Origin of the sequence: Lentilactobacillus diolivorans DSM 14421 (assembly GCF_001434255.1) — a bacterium.
Taxonomy (GTDB): Bacteria; Bacillota; Bacilli; order Lactobacillales; family Lactobacillaceae; genus Lentilactobacillus; species Lentilactobacillus diolivorans.
Map to the genome: position 1 here is coordinate 70,116 of NZ_AZEY01000068.1, position 18,445 is coordinate 88,560.

Consider the following 18,445-nt stretch of genomic DNA (forward strand, 5'->3'; position numbering starts at 1 on the left):
GATCATCTCCTTAATGGGTAACGCGCTAAGAGCAATCTTTTTAATTGCGTCATTAATTAAAAGCAAAAAAGCTTCCGTCCACATAGCGATAACTAAATATCGCTACGGGACGAAAGCTTCGTGATGCCACCCTGATTTGTTGTCATTTCACAATAACAACCTCGACAGGTACTCCCTTTAAGTTGGAATACCCCGCAATGTATCGGTCGCTACCGGACACCCTAGCCTTTGAACCGGATGTCAGACTCAGAGCTCATCTTCACGTCGCTGCAAATTGCTTCTTTCACCAAACAAAGCTCTCTGTCAAATTCGCATAAACGCTACTCTTCTCTTCAACGTCTAATGTTTCTTTAATAATTGTCATTACTTTATCATCGTTAATCCAGGCTGTCAAGCTCTTACCAAAAAAAGTTTTCTATTTTTCTGCTATCAATTTCGCCTATAATAAATAAAAAGAGAGAACCGAGGAGCGAACCATGTCTAATTCAATTTCAGAAGATGAATTAATTGCCGTTTGCGGCAAAATCGGTAAAATTTTACTGACCAGTGGTGCCGAAACGGCCCGGGTTGAAAGCACCGTCGAATATATCGGCCGAGCTGCCCATTTTGAGATTACATGTCATGCCACCATCACAGCCTTGTTTGTCGGCGTTAAAAATCAAACCAAGACGCATTTGGTAAAGGCCCGTTTAGGAGACTTCAATTTACAAAAAGTTGATGAGATCAATACCACCTCTCGCAAATTTGTAACCGGAAAAATCGACTTCACGACCCTTGAAGAAAAGATCGACCAAATTGATCGGAAAGTGATCGACTTCAATTGGCCGTTAAAGATTTTGGGAGCAGGCATGGTGTCGGTTGCGCCGATGCTGCTGTTTAAAGCAACCTGGGCCGATTTATCATTAGCTTTTTTTGTTGGGATCATTGGCTACCTTATTGCTGTTTGGGCGGGCAAACATATCATGACCCCTTACGTTGCAGCCGGTTGTGGGGGATTTATCATTGGCTTCTTGGCAGCATTATTGGAGACACTTAGCATTGCCACGAGCGCCGGTAATATCATTGTCAGCGCACTGATGCCACTTGTCCCGGGAGTAGCCATCACCAATTCGTTTCGCGAAATTATTGATCGGAATACCATTTCTGGACTTGTTCGGGCAGTCGATGCCATCATCATCGCTGGTTCAATTGGCGCCGGCGTCGTCATCGGCATGTCACTATGTTCAATGATCACAGGGATAATTGGAGGTTAGTCATGGACGTTTTAATCGAATTTATCGTGAGCTTTGCGTCTTCAGTTGGATTTGGCCTGATTACAAACGTTCCCCGTCGATCACTCCCGGCAGCCGGGATTACGGGCTCGGTTGCCTGGGTTGCCTATTATTTAGTTTTACAGGTGAACCACGGGCTAATATTACCCAATTTCACGGCCGCAATCGTGATCGGAATTCTTGGCAATATTTCAGCCGTTCTTTTTCGAGTTCCGGTTAATATTATCTATGTTCCCAGCCTCGTTTCACTGGTGCCTGGCGGCATTATGTATTTAGGAATGCGCAGCTTTACGTTGGGAAAAGAATCAAGCACATCACAATACATGTTTAATTCCCTGACAATCGCGATCTCATTAGCTGTCGGGTTTGTAGTAGCGGAAGTTGTTTTTTATCGAATCAAGCCACTACTTACCAGGCTCATCAATCATGCAAAAAAGTTTGAATCTTAAAGGTGAATAGCCCTAAAATTTACTCATCAAGTTGTTGAAGCCATCAGGACCGCTAAAATTTTGGAAATTACCGACTTTGGTCCTCAAGACCCATCCGAAGACTTTGCCTATTTTGCGCAGAAACGACCCAGTTCATTTCTATACGTCGGCTGCGACGTTGCTGACGGTCAAACTCACCCACATCACAGTCCTGACTTTTTGATGGATGAACGTTGTCTTTTAATTGCAGCAAAAGCAATGGGAGCCACTGTCTTACAATATTTGGACAACTAATGTAATGATCCGTGACGACGGCTTAATCACAAATCTTTTCTGTCCGTTTTTTATTAAAAATAATTCTAATTATTCGAATCCAGGGAATATAAATAATTCACAAGAACTTTTTCTCGACGATTGAGATTCATTGCTGAATTGACAGTATTTAAATTCCCGAACAATAACTTTTTATTGATTTTTATGACCATTTAAAATGAATTTTTTCGTCTAATTTAGAATAATTCTAAATTAGTGCCCAATCTTAGCTTGATATATGTTAAAGTAAATACAGAGGAGTCACTCAGATCTTTACCTGGTACTCCCTAACACATATTAGAACTGTCAATTTCAATTCAGTAATTGATACATTATTCGAAAGGTGGAAATAAACATGAAAGTTATTGTTGTTGGTTCATCACACGGGGGATTCGAAACGGTTCGCGGCCTTTTAGCTGAAAAGCCGGACACCGAGATTCAATGGTACGAAAAAGGTGACTTCATTTCTTTTCTGTCATGTGGGATGCAACTTTATCTCGAAGGTGTCGTCAAGAATGTTAACAGTGTTCGTTACGCAACAGCAAAGGGTATGCGAGCTAAAGGCGTTAACGTGTTCGTTCATCAGGAGGTCACCCATGTCGACCCTGATAAACATCAGGTCACCGTTCATAATTTAGATGACGATTCTACCAGGACAGAAAACTACGACAAGTTGGTCTTATCAGCGGGTGCCGTCCCAGCAACCATTCCGGTTCCCGGCAATGATTTGCAAAATGTTTATGCAATGCGTGGCCGTGACTGGGCAATTAAGCTTAAAGCAAAAACAGTTGACCCGGATGTTGAAAATGTCACCGTTATTGGTGCGGGTTACATCGGCGTTGAAGCTGCTGAAGTCTTTGCTAAGGCTGGCAAGCATGTCACTTTGATTGATATGTTGCCACGGCCGCTTGCCCTTTATCTTGACCAGGAATTCACTGATATTTTGACAGAGACGCTTAAAGCTCACAATATCTATCCGGCATCTGGTCAGGCAGTGAAGGAATTTGTTGGCCAAAATGGTAAAGTAACAGCGGTTAAAACCGATCAAGCAGAATACCCAAGTGATTTGGTTATTCAAGCTGCCGGTCTTAAAGCAAATACCGATTGGTTGAAGGGAACCCTTGAATTAGGTAAAAAAGGTCTGGTTAACGTTAACGACCATTTGGAAACCAATCAACCAGATGTTTACGCTGTTGGTGATAGTACCGAGGTGCCGTTTGCCCCAACTGGCAAAAAGCGTCAAATCGCATTAGCCACCAATGCACGTCGTCAAGGCCGGGTTGTTGCCAAAAACATTCTGGGCCACGACATGACAATGCCTGCTATTTCAGGATCATCAGCCCTCTCAGTCTTTGATTATCACTTCGCCTCAACTGGTGTTAAGCAGGGAACTGCTGATGCATTGGGCGTCAAATCTGCCTCAGTCTTTGTTACGGACACGACGCAACCACCATTTGTGCCGGAAACAGCTGGTAATACAAAGGTTTACTTTAAATTAACTTATGATCCAAGTAACAAGCGAATCTTAGGTGCTCAGATCATGTCCAAGCGCGATGTAACGGCCAATATTAATGCCATTAGTCTTGCAATTCAAGGTAAAATGACCTTAAATGACTTGGCATATGCTGACTTCTTCTTCCAACCAGGATTCGATCGTCCTTGGAACATTATGAATGTGGCAGCCCAAAAAGCACTGAAGAATGAACAAGCTAAATAAATTACCATCACTAACCTGGGAGTAATTAAATATAATTGATGTCACAAACGCGTGGCCGAGACAGAAGTAATTTTGTCTCAGCCACGCGTTTTGTATGCTTACAATGATTACCAAGTAAAGGTATGAAAAAAGAACAACTTTCTGCCGCGTAATCACCTTTTGCCCCCCATTGAACTTGATTCATTTGCGACCAGACCAGCGGTTTTCGCCACCAGTTTAAATCGGCGCTTTGACGGCGGCGACCAGATCGAAATGCCATCAAATAATCCCACTGTCGACTAAAATGTAAATGCCTAAAACAATAAAGATAACCGGTATCAAAACATGCTTATACTGATTAAGCCGCTTTTTAATCACTGGGAAATTAGCAATTCTAAAGCCTAAATAACACCATGCAGCCGTCATCAAAGTGAAGATGATGACGGTGACGATTAATTCCGGCACCGTATAGCGGGTAAACAACGGAATATAAACGGTTAAGTTCCCAGCCCCGTTTGAAATGGTGACTAACGAGACCCCCAAGACTTGGGGACGAATTAATTTAGTCACCCATTTTCCTTTTGGCCGGTCATCTTTTTCTCGGCTGATGGTCCGTTTGACCTCGTCCTCTTCAGGATCACGACGGGGCTGCAACCGGTACTGAAGCCAACGTTTAATTCCCAAGAAAATTGGTACAACCCCAAGCCAGCCAACCTTATCCGTTGGAATAAAGCTTAGGCTATAGGCCGCTAAGACACTGACTAAGACTAAAAATTCAAATCCTAAAAATTGCCCCAAAACGATGTCTTTAGTTCTTAATAGGGAGTCAACCTGGGAAAACCAAATTGCCAGTACAAAAGTATCATCAACATTAGTCCCAACAAATGAGACAAATCCGGTAATGATTGTCGTAAAAATGATTATCCGCCCCCTGACTGCCAAATTCGATGCACCCTGCGATCAATGAATTTTAACTCACTTGTTAATCTTTGAACAATTAATGCCAACTTTAGTATAACCCATTTGGCGTCCCGCTTTACGAAAGACTACTTAAGGTCAATATAGAATTATTCAATCCGAATGTTTCAATACCTGTACTGTTTTGCGTTATAGTGTAGTTGGAATCTATTTGCGGATTTATAATGATGAGGAGGAATTTAATTGAAAACAGTCTTAATTCTTGGAGCAGCTGGTCAAATTTCCAGTTATCTCGTTTCCGAACTACTGAAAGAAACTGATTTTAAACTAAAGTTATTTGCTCGAAATGCCACCAAGCGAATCAACGTCACTGATCCCAGTCGTGAAACAGTGATCGATGGTGATTTTAATGATACCCAAACTTTGACTATCGCAATGAAGGGTGTCGATGCCGTTTACTTAAACGAAATGCGTGATCTGCCATCTGTCAAAAAGATCGTCTCGGCAATGGATGATAACGGAGTCAAACAATTTATCGGCGCAACCGTCCTTGGTATTGAAGATGAAGTTAAGGGTGCCTTTGGTAATTGGAACACCAGCATGATTGAAAGTTCCATTACTCGACGTAAAAAAACGGCAGCCGTGATCAAGGATTCCGATTTGGACTACACCATCTTACGACTTGCTTGGTTATTTAACGATGACAAGAACACGGCCTACGAAATCACCGATAGTGGTCAACCCTTTGGTGGGACTGAGGTTAGTCGCCAAGCAGTTGCTAAGTTAATTACCGCCATTCTTAAAGACGAAACCGGTAAGTATGCCCGTCAAAGTTTGGGAGTTAACGAACCAAATACCAACTTTGACAAACCGTCATTTTATTAATTTTGTTTCGTGAAATAACGCTAAAGGATTTGTGTTTAACAATCAGTTACAATAAAATAGCATTAATAACAAGATCCGAATATAAAATGAATTCAACATCTTATTTATTCGGATCTTTACTTATGCGGCAATATTTTTTATGGGAGAAAATATGATGGTTGATAAATTAGCTTTCTTTGACTTGGACGGCACTCTCTGTGATAACGGTCCCCTCTCCGTTACTCAGGCGACCTTTGCTGCCATTCAAAAACTAAAACATGAAAATGTATTACCGGTGATTGCAACTGGTCGCAGTTATTATGAAGTTCACGATTTGCTAAAAATGTTGGACTTGCATACTTTCATTTTGGCTAACGGCTGCTACATTGTTCATGATGACCAAGTAATTCAGAATTACCATTTCCAATTAACCGAATTAAAGAAGTCCTGACACTAGCAGATCAAAATGATGACGTGGTCGGTTATTTTAACCAACAAGGATTTGCAATTTCTGGTATGAATCCAGTCACCCGTGGACATGTCGATCGAATGCGACTCACTCATGTCCCGATCAAGCACGATTTCTTCATTCAGCAACCAGTCAACTTCCTCAATCTATTCATTACGAACACCCATGAAAGAATGTATCAAACTGCATTCAAAAATCAACTCAGTATTTTGCGATATGCGCCCGACGCTGTCGATGTGATGCCAATTGAAATTTCAAAAGCACAAGGCATTCAAAAGATCAAAAAACTAGTCGGTCATTCCAACATTGAAACGTTTGCCTTCGGTGATCAAAACAATGATCTTAGTATGTTTTCGTTGGCTGATTACGGTATCGCAATGAAACAGGCAACGCTGGGATTGAAACAACGGGCTACCTATGTGGCCCAGAGTGATCATGGCGTCCTGGAGGGATTGAAGCATTATGGGTTAATTTAGACTTTGACCTTTGTTTTGTGAATTCCTTAACCAAACATATTACAACAACTAAAAAGATCACTATCTTTTAGCCTACAATGATGATCAGGTTAACAGACAGTGATCTTTTGTTATCATTTAAAAGTTATTCATAAGGGACGTCCAAACGACTGAAAATTACTAACCCTAAAATTCATGGGAAGATTTTCTATTGTTTGCTTGGGTTCTCACTAAATCTTACCAACCAACGCCGTACCTGGTTTCAACGTCTTTTCACCCGGCTTCCAATTGGCTGGACAAACCCGATCGCCATGTTCGGCAACAAATTGGGCAGCTTCAAGGGTTCGTAATACTTCGCTGGCATTACGGCCAATGCTCATGTCATTAATGGTGTATGACCGAACTTTGCCCTCAGGGTCAATAATAAAGACACCACGGTAGGCTTGACCGGCATCTTCATCTAGGACTTCAAAGAACCGAGCAAGTTTGCCTGCAGGATCAGCAATCATCGGATACTGAACCTTGCCAACTTCCTCACTCTTTTCATGCCATGCTTGATGAACGAACTCAGTGTCCTCTGAAACCGAATAGATCTCGGCACCAATCTTCTTGAATGATTGATATAAATCAGCCAAATCACCCAATTCAGTTGGACAAACGAATGAAAAATCGGCGGGGTAAAAGAACATGATTGACCAATGGCCTAATAAATCCTTCTTGGTAACCTGCTTAACGTCACCATCTTGAAATGCGTTTACATTAAAATCTTCAACTTCTTTGCCAATAAAATTTATCATCGATAAGCCTCCAATTAATTTTTAAATCTATATTTAGTGTAAAACAAATTTAGGCTGCTTTCAATAATGATTCTAATTTAATATTCATTATTAATTACATTCCATGTAATTAATATTGGGCAGACGTGTATAATAACTTTATGACATATTTTAAGGGGGCTTTTAGTTGGCAGCATTATTAATATTCTTAGGCTTTTTAGTTGGGGCGTTCATCATTAGTATGGGCGGTGGTGGCGGTGCCTTTTACCTTGGTATTTTGGTCAGCATTGCGCATCTGTCACCTTCAAGCGCTGCGGCAACATCCCTTTTTACCGCACTGCCTGCCCTAATCGTCGGTACATATAGTCATTATCGAACTGGCAATATGAGATTCAGTTACGGCAACAAATTATTAATCACGGCGTTACCAGCAACGATTATTGGGAGTCTGTCATCTCAATATATTCCAGTCATCATTTATACATGGGCAATCGCTATTATTTTATTTATTTTAGGAATCCAGACGATTCGTCAATCATTTTTGAAAGGTTCTAAAAAGAGCCGTTTGAAGCCTTGGACTGTCTATTTGTTTGGCGCGCTGAGCGGCTTAATGGTCGGGATCGCCGGGATGAGTGGCGGCGGCCCAGTTATGGCAGGGTTATTGTTACTGGGATTAAACATGCCCCAATCTGCAGCCACTTCCTCATACGTGCTAATTGCGCTATCAATCATCGGCCTGTTTTTCCACTCCACTCAGGGAAATATTGATTGGCAGGTTGGTCTCCTTGTAATGGCTGGATCACTAGTTGGTGCCGCAATTATGCCACGGATTCTGGCCCACTTTGATCCGCGCAAAGTAACTGCAATTCTCCGCCCAATTATGGGAATTATCATGGTCATCATGGCAATTCAATTCGTCATTTAAAAGTAATCATTCTAAAAAGCGTTATCAACGACTCTAACCCATTCGAGTCATCGATAACGCTTTTTTTAGAATGATTGCATGCTATCCGGGATCGACCACTGCAACGTTAGTTATCTTTGGCTGTTCTCACCTATTTCGTAACTGTTGCTCGGTAACTCAGCTTTTCATTCTCAAATGTCAGCATGTGATCATCAAAATGTTCAATTTTAAAGTTTAAATAATTCAGTGACTTTTGAATTTCCTGTTGCTGTGCTTCAAGCCGTTTCTTTTGTTCCATCAGTAATGATTTTCTGGCAGCTTTAGTGTTCTCGGGCTCACGATACAGTTTAACAAAATCAATTAATGACTCAATTGACATCCCAGCCCTTCGCAATGCTTTAATGTACAACACCCAGTTCATATCACTCTCTGAATAATCACGATAACCGCTGTCATTACGTTGAACTTCGGGGAAGTAGCCCGATCCTTTCCCAATACCGCAATGTATCCTTGGAAACAGCCATTTCTTCACTTACTTTATTAATGTTCATTTATTTTACCTCGCTAATCGATTTGAATTGATTTTGCCTGTTTGGAATCAGTAACAGCCCCGCTAAAGACCATGCCATACCTTTGAGAAACGTGTTCCCAAACATGCGTCACGCTTGGAATAGCATCTTGAGGAGCCGTTCCCGTGATGATTAAATATAATTTTTTCCCATTAAACGGATTAATAGTTAACCTAACATCGGTCATTCGATCAATAAATGCTTTCATGTAACCCGTCATATCCGACCAATAAATCGGTGTCCCCATGACTAACATGTCAGCATCCGCAATCCGATCACAAACCCGTTTGAAATCGTCTTGGCCATCAGTTTCCTGGCCAATTTGCGCAATATGATAATTAACTAAGTTTAACGTTTGGTAGTCTTGATCACCAAACAATTCAGCTGCCAGCCTTGCCGTTTGTCCATCCGGTTCACTGCTGGCATTAATGAATAATCGCTTCATTTGTCTCACCTCTGATGTCTACTATAAACATTGAAGTGCACTTCAACGCAAGCAAAACTAATAAGTACCGAAATAATAGTTTCTTCGACCAAACTGTTATAATTAACATAATCAATTTTCAATTTTTCAAGAGGGATGGGGATTAATATGCGGGGAAAACAAGTCATCATTGCCGCGTTAAGCGGACTACTAGTTATCGGCGCCGGCAGTACCGTTAACGCCAAGTCAAAGGTAAAAAAGCCTGATAACCGAACAACTATTGCCAATGTTGTTTTTAAGCCAACTAATGAAACGGATCTCACAAACTATGTTTATGATACCGTTAATCCATCGGCCGCAGATTATCATAAATACCTAACGCCGAACGAATTTGCATCAAAATTTGGTCAGTCTGACGGTTACATCAATTCGTTTAAACAATATCTATCAAAATATCATCTTAAGACAACCACATTTTCTGGCAATTTGGCTATTCAAGTTAAAGGCCACCGCGTCAATATGAACAAAGCGTTTAAAGCCAAATATATTAAAGAAAAGGGTAAAGAATCCCGAACACAATATCAGTTACCCGGTAAGCTATCCGATCAAGTCGTTGCGGTAATCGGTGTTTACGCTGAAAAGCCGACAACTAAAAAGGTAACTGGCAAGAAAAAGGTAGTAAAAAAATCAACTACTAAGAAACACCTAGTGGCCAGCGCCGACCTGCCAACCAGCGGTGAAAAGCCTGATACTGCTTTGTCTGATAATCAATTTTCCAACAAATATGGTGCCGGTAAGTTTGCCAAACAGTACCAATTGAATCGCCTTTACAATAAAGGATTAACTGGTCAAGGTCAACGAATCGGTATTGTTTCTTACGGTGACTTTAAAACTGGGGATCTGCAAAAATATTGGCAACAAGCCGGGGTTAACGACTCTTTAGACCGAATCCATAAGATTTATACCGTCGACAATGCAAAGACATCAACGAACAATATGAATAAAATGCTAACCGAATACCAAATGGAGGCTTCACTGGATATTCAATCCGCAAGTGCGGTGGCTCCAAATGCCAATATTGATTTCTACATCGGCAATTCCGCAAACAACGCGACGACATCGCCAGCTATTTACTTTTCAACCTTTGCCAAAGCAATTTCTGATAATCTGGATTCGCAAATTTCAACCAGTTTTGCCCCCACCGTTGAATTAACTCGTCAATGGTCCGATCATAGTTCATCACTCAAACAATATAACCATGCCTTTAACCTGCTTCTCCAACAAGCGGCCACTCAAGGGATTACCGTCTTCAAAGCCAGTGGTGATTACGGGCCGCGTGATACCCCTCAAAAACGGGAAAACCATTCCGTAACCTCTTCGCCATATCAAGTCATTGTTGGCGGTACCACCCTTCCTTATCAAAAAATCATTAACAATAAACTTGTCACGGTAAACAAAGAACGGGCCTGGGGCGACACCTACACGGCTTCTGCTGCCGAAATCAAACAGGGTGTCTTTCCAGGAAGTGGCGGTGGTTTTTCCGCTCTTAACCCCACACCTCGCTATCAACAAGGTTTCTCCGGTGTCAACACGTTTAGAGCAGTTGACGTTCTGAAATACGCAAAGGGTAAGATGGTGATTAACAAACATCCCCGAATTATTTTTGGCACTGGGAATTCCAGAAATCTACCAGACATCTCCGGAAATGCCGATATTCGAACCGGCTATGCCACTTATTTTTCAGGTAATCGAATCGCGATCAATATGAAGAAGAAAAAGATCACCCGAATCCCTTCTAAAATTTGGATGATTGGCGGCGGCACAAGTTATACTTCGCCACAAATGGCAGCGGCAAATGCAGTCATGAATAGCGGTCGGCAAACTCGAATTGGGTTCTGGAATCCGCAGATTTATAAATTTGCTGCTCAACCGAATACCCCATTTAACGTCCTCGATGATGCTGATAATAACAACAACTTATACTACACCGGCCAACCTGGCAAGCTTTATAATCAAGCAACCGGATTAGGCACAATTAATTTCGATAAATTATATACTAAGTTTAATAACGAATAATCGATAAAAAAACGATTAGCTTCCAGAATATAAGCGGTTTTAGCCACATTCCTGAACTTGGGAATATTGGCTAAAGCTGCTTTTTTCAGCCGCTTTTGACGAAAAAATCAGGACTAGGTTTAACCGACTGATTAAAACTTGTTTTAGGCGGCCTCGTATCAGAAATCATATTTTTATCAATCCTGCAAGCACCTTAAACAATTTTTTATCCTTATAAACAAAGCTTTAACACTATTTCAGACTGACATCTTCCGTCAACAGATCACAAATTTTCTGTAACCTCATTGAAAAAATGATCGGGTATCATGGCCTTGAATCAAATAAAAATTAATGAGGTGTTCTTTTGAAATTTAGCAAATCACTTTTAGCTTTAGCATTTGCTGGTACCATTTTTGGCATTTCAACAACGAGTACCAACGCCGATACCTATACCAGTCATAACTCCGCTTATTCAGCAAATTACCAAACACCAAAAACTAACCAGACTAATTATAGTCAGAAAACAAATTCCAACCAAACAAACACTAACTATGCAGCTAATAGCGCCAACACTACTGCTGCTCAAGCCGACGCAACATCATCAAAGGCAACCGCAGTCATCAATTTAGCTAAACAGTTAGCTGGGCAAAACATCCCTTATGTGTGGGGTGGCGAATCCCTTAAAGGAATGGATTGCTCCGGCTTAACCGACTATGTTTACCAACAAGCCGCTGGTATTAGTTTGGGACACTACACGGTTACCCAGGAAAGCCATGTCACTAAGGAAACTGTTTCGAATGCCCAACCTGGTGATTTACTTTTCTGGGGTAATCAAGGTGCTAGTTATCACGTTGCTATTTATATTGGAAATAACCAATACGTTGCTGCACCACAACCTGGTCAAAACGTCGAAATCCAAACCATCAATAGCGCATTTATGCCAAGCTTCGCCGGTCATGTTAACGGCTAAAATAACGTTTTTCCAATTGACGTTTCCAAGCACTTTTCTCCCAAGTTGCTCTCAAACAATGTTTCCTGAGTAACTAGCTAAACCAAATCAATTATCAACAATTCAACCCAAAAGGGAATCCACCGCACATTAAGTCGTGAGGTAATGGATTCCCTTTTTTAATCAATTCATTTATCAGCGTAAATTTTTTTAGCAAGCCCAAACGCAGACCATGCTTTTGGCCACCCAGCATAAAATGCAAGATGAGTAATCAACTCAACCATTTCATCCTTGGAAATCCCGTTTTGTTTCGCCATCTTCATATGAGCTTCCAACTGTGGAAACAGCCCTTGCGACATCAAGCTTGCACAAGTAATCATGCTTCGATCCCGAGCTGATAATTCCTTCTCACGTGACCAAACTTCACCAAATAAAACATCATCATTTAATTCCGCAAATTTGGGTGCAAAATCACCCAAATTATTGCGACCAGCAGTTTGTTTTTTTGCCATAATTACTTTACCTCCAATTGATTATAGTCATCGTCAGATACCGGTTCCAACCATTCAGGCGTCCCAGCCGTAATGGCAATGTGTTCAAACCAACTATCTTTAGTGGCACCATGCCAGTTTTTAACCCCATCGTGAGTGACAACAACATCACCGGGTACTAAGTGTTGCGCGGGCTTACCAGCTTCTTGGTACCAGCCTTCACCACCAGTTACCAGCAAGATTTGGTAACCATTATGATGAATATGCCAATTGTTTCGGCAGCCGGGTTCAAAGGTCACGTTACCAACATTGACATTAACGTTAGGATCATTAACCAGTCCTTGTAAATAACTTTGGCCAACAAAATATTTCGCAAATGCGTCATTCTTAGGTCCTGCCGGGAAAATAACCCCGTTTTTTACTGATTCATTTTTTACCATTATTATTTCTCCTCGTTTTTCGTTATCCTTGCTTTGTTGGATACACGGTAAATTCACTGACATCAACATCTTCCGGCTGGTCGACGGCAAAATTAACGACCCGAGCCACGGCATCCGGCCCAACACCAACGGATTGATATAACTGATCCATTCCAGAACGCGTTTGTTGATCACTAATTGTCTTTAATAATTCTGTGTTAATTGCGCCAGGATAAAGCGTGACTGTCCGAATGTTGGTCTTTTCCTGAGCACTCTCCATCCGAATGACTTCCATCAAGTTACGGACGGCAAACTTGGTCGCCCCATAAACACCGGCACCAGGAAATGATTTTAAGCCGGCAACCGACGATGTCGTAATAATCTGACCGTGCTTCTGACTGGTAAAATCAGGCATTACGGCCGCAATCCCGTTCAAAACACCTTTTAAATTAATATCAATCATCGCATTCCACTCATCAATGTGAAGTGCACTGACTGGGGAACTTGGCATAATACCAGCGTTATTGAAAATGACGTCAATGCCGCCAAATTCACTTTTAGCTAACTGAACCAATGCCTTAACCTCAGCAGGGTTGGTAACATCAGTTGTCTGATAGGCTGCTTGACCACCGTTGGCTTTTATTTGCGACACAATTTCTTTTAATCGTGAGTCACGTCGGGCACCTAAAACAACTTTGGCGCCATTTTGAGCTAACAATTTTGCACTGGCTTCCCCAATTCCTGACGAAGCACCAGTAATCACAACAACTTTATTTTTAACTGTCATCAGATTTTTCCTTTCTTTAACGCTATAAATATCTTTACAAAAATCACTGTACATCTTAAAGTGGACTTTAAGTCAATGATAAATTCAAAGAAATGGAGAAAAAATGCAAACCTTAAAGAAAAGAACGACTTATTCAATCGGTGAATTCGCGTCTTTAGTCGGATTAAGCGCCCCAACCATCAGATATTACGAACGCGAGGGCCTTTTAAAAGCCCACCGGGATTCCAGTGAGCGCCGAGTTTTTACTGATGTTGATATTAAATGGGTAAAATTCCTACTACATTTAAAAGGAACTGGAATGAGCATTAACGATCTTAAACAGTACGTGACTTGGCGGGCAATGGGCGACGAAACTATCCCTAACCGACTGGCATTGCTCAAAAATACCAAGACAGATTTTATGAATCAGTATCGCGAGGTCCAACATCACTTACAAATTTTGAATGATAAAATTAATTGGTATGAAGCAAAAGAAACGGGTAATAATCAGGATAGCGAGGCCTTTGCCGATTATTTAAAACGATTGGGACACACGGAATAGGTCGTTGCAATAAATGAGCTAAATTTTTATGCTTGGCAACCACTGGTTAAGTCAAAATAAGCGCGGCGGTTTTTCCCAATGGAAAGAACCGCCGCGCTTATTGAAAGTGGATCACTAATCATTTTGCCAAACCAACTTTTGTATCATCACAAGGATTGCTTCACTCTGTCTTTTTTTGACTACATCTTTTTATGGTTTGCTTCATCGACAGCTCGCATCCCTAAATAGACGATCGCGATCACAGCAGCAACCCCAATAACGATAACCAACCACCAGCCAATACTATACATTGGTGGCGTTACGATAAAAGCAGCTGCTAAATTTACCATCAGAATTACAACTACCAACCAGAACCCATAGGACTTATAGAAATTTTTATTAAATGTCATGCCATCACCCTCTTGAAATTCCAGTAGACAATCATCTTACAGTTTAATTATACCTTGAGGACTAGCGAATGGGGCATCATAAGCTCGCCTTTTCAGACTAGGTTATCGAAAATAAAGCCAGCCAAACAAGCTTAGAGATAAGCCTGATACCCCAGTCCAATTCCCAAGATAATTGCGAAAATTCCCACCGCACCTTCAATTATTTTTGAAGGAATATAACGAACAATAATCGGCCCAATGTAGCCGCCAATCGTGAGTCCCAACAATAAAGGAATGATCGCTGCCCATTCAATTGATAGCATAAAAATGAACATCAATGCCGCACAAATATTATTAATAAATGAAGAAAAGTTACGCATGGCATTATAGGTCGCATAATCTTCATGGACAATTTTGGAAAGAACCGCGACCATTAACAGGCCCGATGCGGCACCAAAATAGCCGTTATAAATACCAACCAGCAAGACGCCACCCCAGCTAAGATACGTTCCCCACTGATAGGTTCTGGCCGGGTTATTTTTTCTTTTTGGCGTTAAAATCATCACACCGGCAAGAAAAATAAAAATTGGCACAACCTTCTTGAATCCAGCATTGGAACTATGAATCAGAATGACTGCCCCGAAGATACTACCAGTCGTACTTAATGCTGCGATCTGCAGCGCCTGCTTCCAATGATGATGGAGTTCTCTTAAAGACGACAAAACAGTGCTGAGGCCAGCGCCAACTTGAGCAACTGTAATGGTGGCATTTGCCGTAATGGGCGGTATGCCAATCGAAAGTAACACCGGGTACAATGTCAGTGAAGCCATTCCGACAATCCCCGTAAGGATGCCAGCAAATAAACTCATTAGGATCAAGTAAATCATTGATAACATCGTTACTATCCTTTCACATCAATGGCACCATTGGACTACACCTGCAATTAACAATCATCGATCATATTATAGCATGGTAGAAAAACGGTGATTTTCATCGTTTGATAATCATATCTTGACTAATCATAAGTCGCTTACGCAAATTTATGTTTCGTAGCGAGTCTTTCTTCAGTCTAAAATAAACCAATGAGGTACAATGATTTGGGGAAGAAAATGCAATCAATTGTCGACTTATCCGGGTAATTATTGAATTGATTTTTTCCATATTCAATTTACCGGAGTTACTAAAAAATTTGAGGCAGCTTTTAAGAGCGTATAAAATCACTTCTAAGATCCAAAGGAAATCGAATTACAGTTTTGATTGAAGCAGATAGTTCATTATAAAGAGGGAGAATATGAATAAAGGACGCGTTGAAGCATTCACAGACGGAGTAGTCGCAATTATCCTCACCATTATGATTCTGGAATTTAAAACACCGGAAACCGCGAAATGGGAGGGAATCATCACCCAATTACCTTACTTTTTTGCTTATGTTGTTAGCTTTCTTTTTGTTGGCGTGGCTTGGTACAATCATCACTACATGTTTGCATTAGCCATTAGAATCTCTAAAAAAGTATACTGGGTGAATAATCTGTGGCTTTTTAGCATGTCTTTATTACCGGTTGCAACTGGTTGGGTCGGAAAATTTTCACAATACTCCGGGCCGGAATATCTATATTTATTTGTATTTGTTTTTTGGAGTTTATCTTATCTGTGGCTTTCAAGTTCAATTAGAAAAATGCCGGAACATATTAATACTTCCGTTAGTAAAAAGATTGGCAGAATGTTTCCTTTTAGATTCTTAGCATCAATCTTTTTCCCATTGTCGGTTGGCGCCACTGCCTTTGGAATCTATTTTTATCCGATACTTGGCATTACAATAACTTTTGTCGGGTTGATAATTCTAAGCTTCTTAACGCCTCCGGATAGTGACAAATTAAACAAATAGAACACACACATTTATCGTGTATATCCAAATACAAAAGAACTGTTGGAAGATGGTTCTACCAATCATTCACAATGAAGTACCAAGAAAAGACCTCACAGTGCCAAGAACATGGCTCTATAAGGTCTTAATATTCTCAAATCATTCAATTATTTATCCAATGTGAGAAGTTAGTGGCAATCCTTATTCCTTCCCCTTCAAAAACAACAGATAATACCCCACTGAAGAAACCGATTGTGCCGTATTGACCTTACCTGTCTTAATCCAATCAACTACCTGATCAATTGGCACCAAGGCACTTGAGACAAATTCATCCTTATCGAAATGTTGGCGGACGCGGTCAACCGGGTCAAATCTAATTAACATCAAATCAGCAAATTGATCCATAAAACCTTCTGATGACGTAATCCGAGTCATCTTTTGGACCGATTTGGCAATATAACCTGTTTCCTCTTTGAGTTCCCGAGCAGCCGCCTGTTCGCTGGTTTCACCAGGATTCACAATTCCGGCAGGTAGTGAAACCGAATCACGATTGACCCCCACCCGATATTCATTGGTCATGACAACCTGGTCATCAGCCGTCATTGCCAAAATGGTAACCGTTGGATCCGTTCGAATTAAATCCCGTTCAACTTTCAAGCCATCCGGTGTTTGCACGTGTAACTGATCAACATCATACACTCTGCCTGAATAAACATTTTTTTGTTCAATAATTTTACCTGGCCGACGCCACGTTTTAAACATGTCAATATCCCCTTCATCCATTCGTTTAAGTCGATGATAGCATATTTACCATGCCAGAAAACGGTTAAAATTAATCATGAATCTTCATCCCTGCCAGCATTTCGATAAACTTAGGATCTTGATGATTCACAATTTCACTATGGCCAATATCCAAAGTGGCAATTTCTTTCATATCATCAGCCGACAATTGAAAATCAAAGACATCCAGGTTTTGAATCAACCGATTTTCATGAGTAGACTTGGGAATCGCAACCACATGCCGCTGTAATAACCATCTCAGTGCCACTTGGGAAGGCGTCTTACCGTATTTATCGCCAATGTTCTTCAATAGTGGCTGAGTAAAAATATGATGTTTGCCTTCCGCAAAAGGCGCCCAGGCTTCTGGTTGAACACCCTTGTTTCGCATATAGTCAATTGCCTCAGGCTTTTGGTTGAAAACGTGAAGCTCAACTTGATTAACGGCTGGGGCCACCTCGTTAAATGCAATCAAGTTTGCCAGTTGCGCTGAATCGAAGTTTGATACCCCAATTGCCCGAATCTTACCGGCTTGATAAAGTTCTTCCAATGCCCGCCAAGCACCAAACGTATCGCCAACCGGTTGATGGAGCAAATACAAATCAATATAATCCAAACCCAAGTTATCTAAGGACGTCTGAAACCCCTGCTTGGCACCTTCATAGCTCATATCTTGAACCCAAAGCTTGGAGGTCACAAATAACTTCTTGCGGTCAATACCACTTTCTTGAATTACGGCACCAACGGCCGATTCATTTCGATAAGCTGCGGCGGTATCAATTAGTCGATAACCATTCTTAATCCCGTCTAAAACCGATTGCTTAGCAACATCGTAATCCGAAATTTGAAAAACGCCCAAGCCTAATTGTGGCATTTTAACGCCATTATTTAATGTGACTGTATCCATATTTTTTCCTCCATTTTTCCTCATCCACGTTATTTCTTAATCCACCTCTACTCTACAACCTTGAAGTGCACTTAAAGCAAGGATTATTCTCAAAAATTTTAACAACAGCCTCAATCAAGTTGGTTTAACAGCGCTCAAGCCTACTCATAATATTGATAATGGCTTAAAATAAAGATAAAAATATCGCTAACTAATATTTCA

Annotated in this window: 19 protein-coding genes and 3 pseudogenes; 11 read left to right on the forward strand and 11 right to left on the reverse strand. The window is 41.0% G+C overall.

Translation table 11 applies throughout. The features are described from left to right. The first annotated feature begins 476 nt into the window (after positions 1–476). The 4 genes and pseudogenes from FC85_RS06830 (at position 477) to FC85_RS06845 (ending at position 3,728) form a co-directional block, all read left to right on the forward strand. Positions 477–1,253, forward strand: a complete 777-nt coding sequence (locus FC85_RS06830) for a threonine/serine exporter family protein (RefSeq protein WP_057864787.1) — start codon at positions 477–479, stop codon at positions 1,251–1,253. A 2-nt stretch (positions 1,254–1,255) separates the two neighbouring features. Next, positions 1,256–1,720 carry a threonine/serine exporter family protein gene (locus FC85_RS06835; RefSeq protein ID WP_057864788.1) on the forward strand — a complete coding sequence of 155 codons (465 nt, stop codon included), beginning with the start codon at positions 1,256–1,258 and terminating at the stop codon, positions 1,718–1,720. 21 nt (positions 1,721–1,741) lie between these two features. Continuing rightward, positions 1,742–1,993: pseudogene (locus FC85_RS06840) on the forward strand (amidohydrolase); the annotation flags it as partial. A 373-nt stretch (positions 1,994–2,366) separates the two neighbouring features. After that, complete coding sequence (locus tag FC85_RS06845) at positions 2,367–3,728, forward strand: FAD-dependent oxidoreductase (protein ID WP_057864790.1); 1,362 nt, start codon at positions 2,367–2,369, stop codon at positions 3,726–3,728. A gap of 258 nt (positions 3,729–3,986) precedes the next feature. On the opposite strand, the gene FC85_RS06855 is transcribed toward FC85_RS06845, so the two are convergent. Continuing rightward, positions 3,987–4,649, reverse strand: a complete 663-nt coding sequence (locus FC85_RS06855; protein ID WP_225427557.1) for a cadmium resistance transporter — start codon at positions 4,647–4,649, stop codon at positions 3,987–3,989. A 219-nt stretch (positions 4,650–4,868) separates the two neighbouring features. Here FC85_RS06855 and FC85_RS06860 point away from each other — a divergent pair, with 219 nt between their 5' ends. Continuing rightward, a complete protein-coding gene (locus tag FC85_RS06860; protein ID WP_057864792.1) occupies positions 4,869–5,510 on the forward strand; it encodes an NAD(P)H-binding protein in 642 nt (213 codons plus the stop codon). A gap of 226 nt (positions 5,511–5,736) precedes the next feature. Next, positions 5,737–6,434, forward strand: a pseudogene (locus tag FC85_RS06865) (HAD-IIB family hydrolase); the annotation flags it as partial. 209 nt (positions 6,435–6,643) lie between these two features. On the opposite strand, the gene ahpC reads toward FC85_RS06865, so the two are convergent. Further along, complete coding sequence (gene ahpC / locus FC85_RS06870) at positions 6,644–7,207, reverse strand: alkyl hydroperoxide reductase subunit C (RefSeq protein ID WP_057864886.1); 564 nt, start codon at positions 7,205–7,207, stop codon at positions 6,644–6,646. Between the two features lie 169 nt (positions 7,208–7,376). Here ahpC and FC85_RS06875 point away from each other — a divergent pair, with 169 nt between their 5' ends. Continuing rightward, positions 7,377–8,114, forward strand: coding sequence for a sulfite exporter TauE/SafE family protein (locus FC85_RS06875; protein ID WP_083485024.1), 738 nt, complete (start codon positions 7,377–7,379; stop codon positions 8,112–8,114). A gap of 130 nt (positions 8,115–8,244) precedes the next feature. Here FC85_RS06875 and FC85_RS06880 read toward each other — a convergent pair. Both FC85_RS06880 and FC85_RS06885 read right to left on the reverse strand, forming a co-directional pair. After that, a pseudogene (locus FC85_RS06880) lies at positions 8,245–8,644 on the reverse strand (MerR family transcriptional regulator). Positions 8,645–8,657: 13 nt separating this feature from the next. After that, the gene (locus FC85_RS06885) at positions 8,658–9,107 is read right to left on the reverse strand and encodes a flavodoxin family protein (RefSeq protein WP_057864793.1); all 450 of its coding nucleotides are present in this window, start codon (positions 9,105–9,107) and stop codon (positions 8,658–8,660) included. A gap of 147 nt (positions 9,108–9,254) precedes the next feature. Here FC85_RS06885 and FC85_RS06890 point away from each other — a divergent pair, with 147 nt between their 5' ends. Both FC85_RS06890 and FC85_RS06895 read left to right on the forward strand, forming a co-directional pair. Further along, the gene (locus FC85_RS06890) at positions 9,255–11,162 is read left to right on the forward strand and encodes a S53 family peptidase (protein ID WP_225427556.1); all 1,908 of its coding nucleotides are present in this window, start codon (positions 9,255–9,257) and stop codon (positions 11,160–11,162) included. Between the two features lie 343 nt (positions 11,163–11,505). Then, positions 11,506–12,111 (forward strand): C40 family peptidase, encoded by a 606-nt coding sequence (locus FC85_RS06895; RefSeq protein WP_057864795.1) that lies wholly within the window; start codon positions 11,506–11,508, stop codon positions 12,109–12,111. A gap of 167 nt (positions 12,112–12,278) precedes the next feature. Here FC85_RS06895 and FC85_RS06900 read toward each other — a convergent pair whose 3' ends face one another. Genes FC85_RS06900 through FC85_RS06910 form a run of 3 tightly spaced genes read right to left on the reverse strand, consistent with a single transcriptional unit; the run spans position 12,279 to position 13,787 of the window. Further along, positions 12,279–12,602: a carboxymuconolactone decarboxylase family protein gene (locus FC85_RS06900; protein WP_057864796.1), complete on the reverse strand. Its 324-nt coding sequence runs from the start codon at positions 12,600–12,602 to the stop codon at positions 12,279–12,281. A gap of 2 nt (positions 12,603–12,604) precedes the next feature. Beyond that, positions 12,605–13,021, reverse strand: coding sequence for a cupin domain-containing protein (locus FC85_RS06905; RefSeq protein WP_057864797.1), 417 nt, complete (start codon positions 13,019–13,021; stop codon positions 12,605–12,607). Between the two features lie 22 nt (positions 13,022–13,043). Continuing rightward, complete coding sequence (locus tag FC85_RS06910; protein ID WP_057864798.1) at positions 13,044–13,787, reverse strand: SDR family oxidoreductase; 744 nt, start codon at positions 13,785–13,787, stop codon at positions 13,044–13,046. A 103-nt stretch (positions 13,788–13,890) separates the two neighbouring features. Here FC85_RS06910 and FC85_RS06915 point away from each other — a divergent pair, with 103 nt between their 5' ends. Beyond that, positions 13,891–14,328, forward strand: coding sequence for a MerR family transcriptional regulator (locus FC85_RS06915; RefSeq protein WP_057864799.1), 438 nt, complete (start codon positions 13,891–13,893; stop codon positions 14,326–14,328). A 179-nt stretch (positions 14,329–14,507) separates the two neighbouring features. On the opposite strand, the gene FC85_RS06920 is transcribed toward FC85_RS06915, so the two are convergent. Both FC85_RS06920 and FC85_RS06925 read right to left on the reverse strand, forming a co-directional pair. After that, positions 14,508–14,717 (reverse strand): hypothetical protein, encoded by a 210-nt coding sequence (locus FC85_RS06920; protein ID WP_057864800.1) that lies wholly within the window; start codon positions 14,715–14,717, stop codon positions 14,508–14,510. A 131-nt stretch (positions 14,718–14,848) separates the two neighbouring features. Further along, the gene (locus FC85_RS06925) at positions 14,849–15,592 is read right to left on the reverse strand and encodes a sulfite exporter TauE/SafE family protein (protein ID WP_057864801.1); all 744 of its coding nucleotides are present in this window, start codon (positions 15,590–15,592) and stop codon (positions 14,849–14,851) included. A gap of 395 nt (positions 15,593–15,987) precedes the next feature. Here FC85_RS06925 and FC85_RS06930 point away from each other — a divergent pair, with 395 nt between their 5' ends. Further along, positions 15,988–16,581 carry a TMEM175 family protein gene (locus FC85_RS06930; protein WP_057864802.1) on the forward strand — a complete coding sequence of 198 codons (594 nt, stop codon included), beginning with the start codon at positions 15,988–15,990 and terminating at the stop codon, positions 16,579–16,581. Between the two features lie 180 nt (positions 16,582–16,761). Here FC85_RS06930 and FC85_RS06935 read toward each other — a convergent pair whose 3' ends face one another. Both FC85_RS06935 and FC85_RS06940 read right to left on the reverse strand, forming a co-directional pair. Further along, positions 16,762–17,322 (reverse strand): NUDIX hydrolase, encoded by a 561-nt coding sequence (locus FC85_RS06935; protein WP_057864803.1) that lies wholly within the window; start codon positions 17,320–17,322, stop codon positions 16,762–16,764. A gap of 70 nt (positions 17,323–17,392) precedes the next feature. Continuing rightward, the gene (locus FC85_RS06940; RefSeq protein WP_057864804.1) at positions 17,393–18,244 is read right to left on the reverse strand and encodes an aldo/keto reductase; all 852 of its coding nucleotides are present in this window, start codon (positions 18,242–18,244) and stop codon (positions 17,393–17,395) included. Positions 18,245–18,445 lie beyond the last annotated feature (201 nt).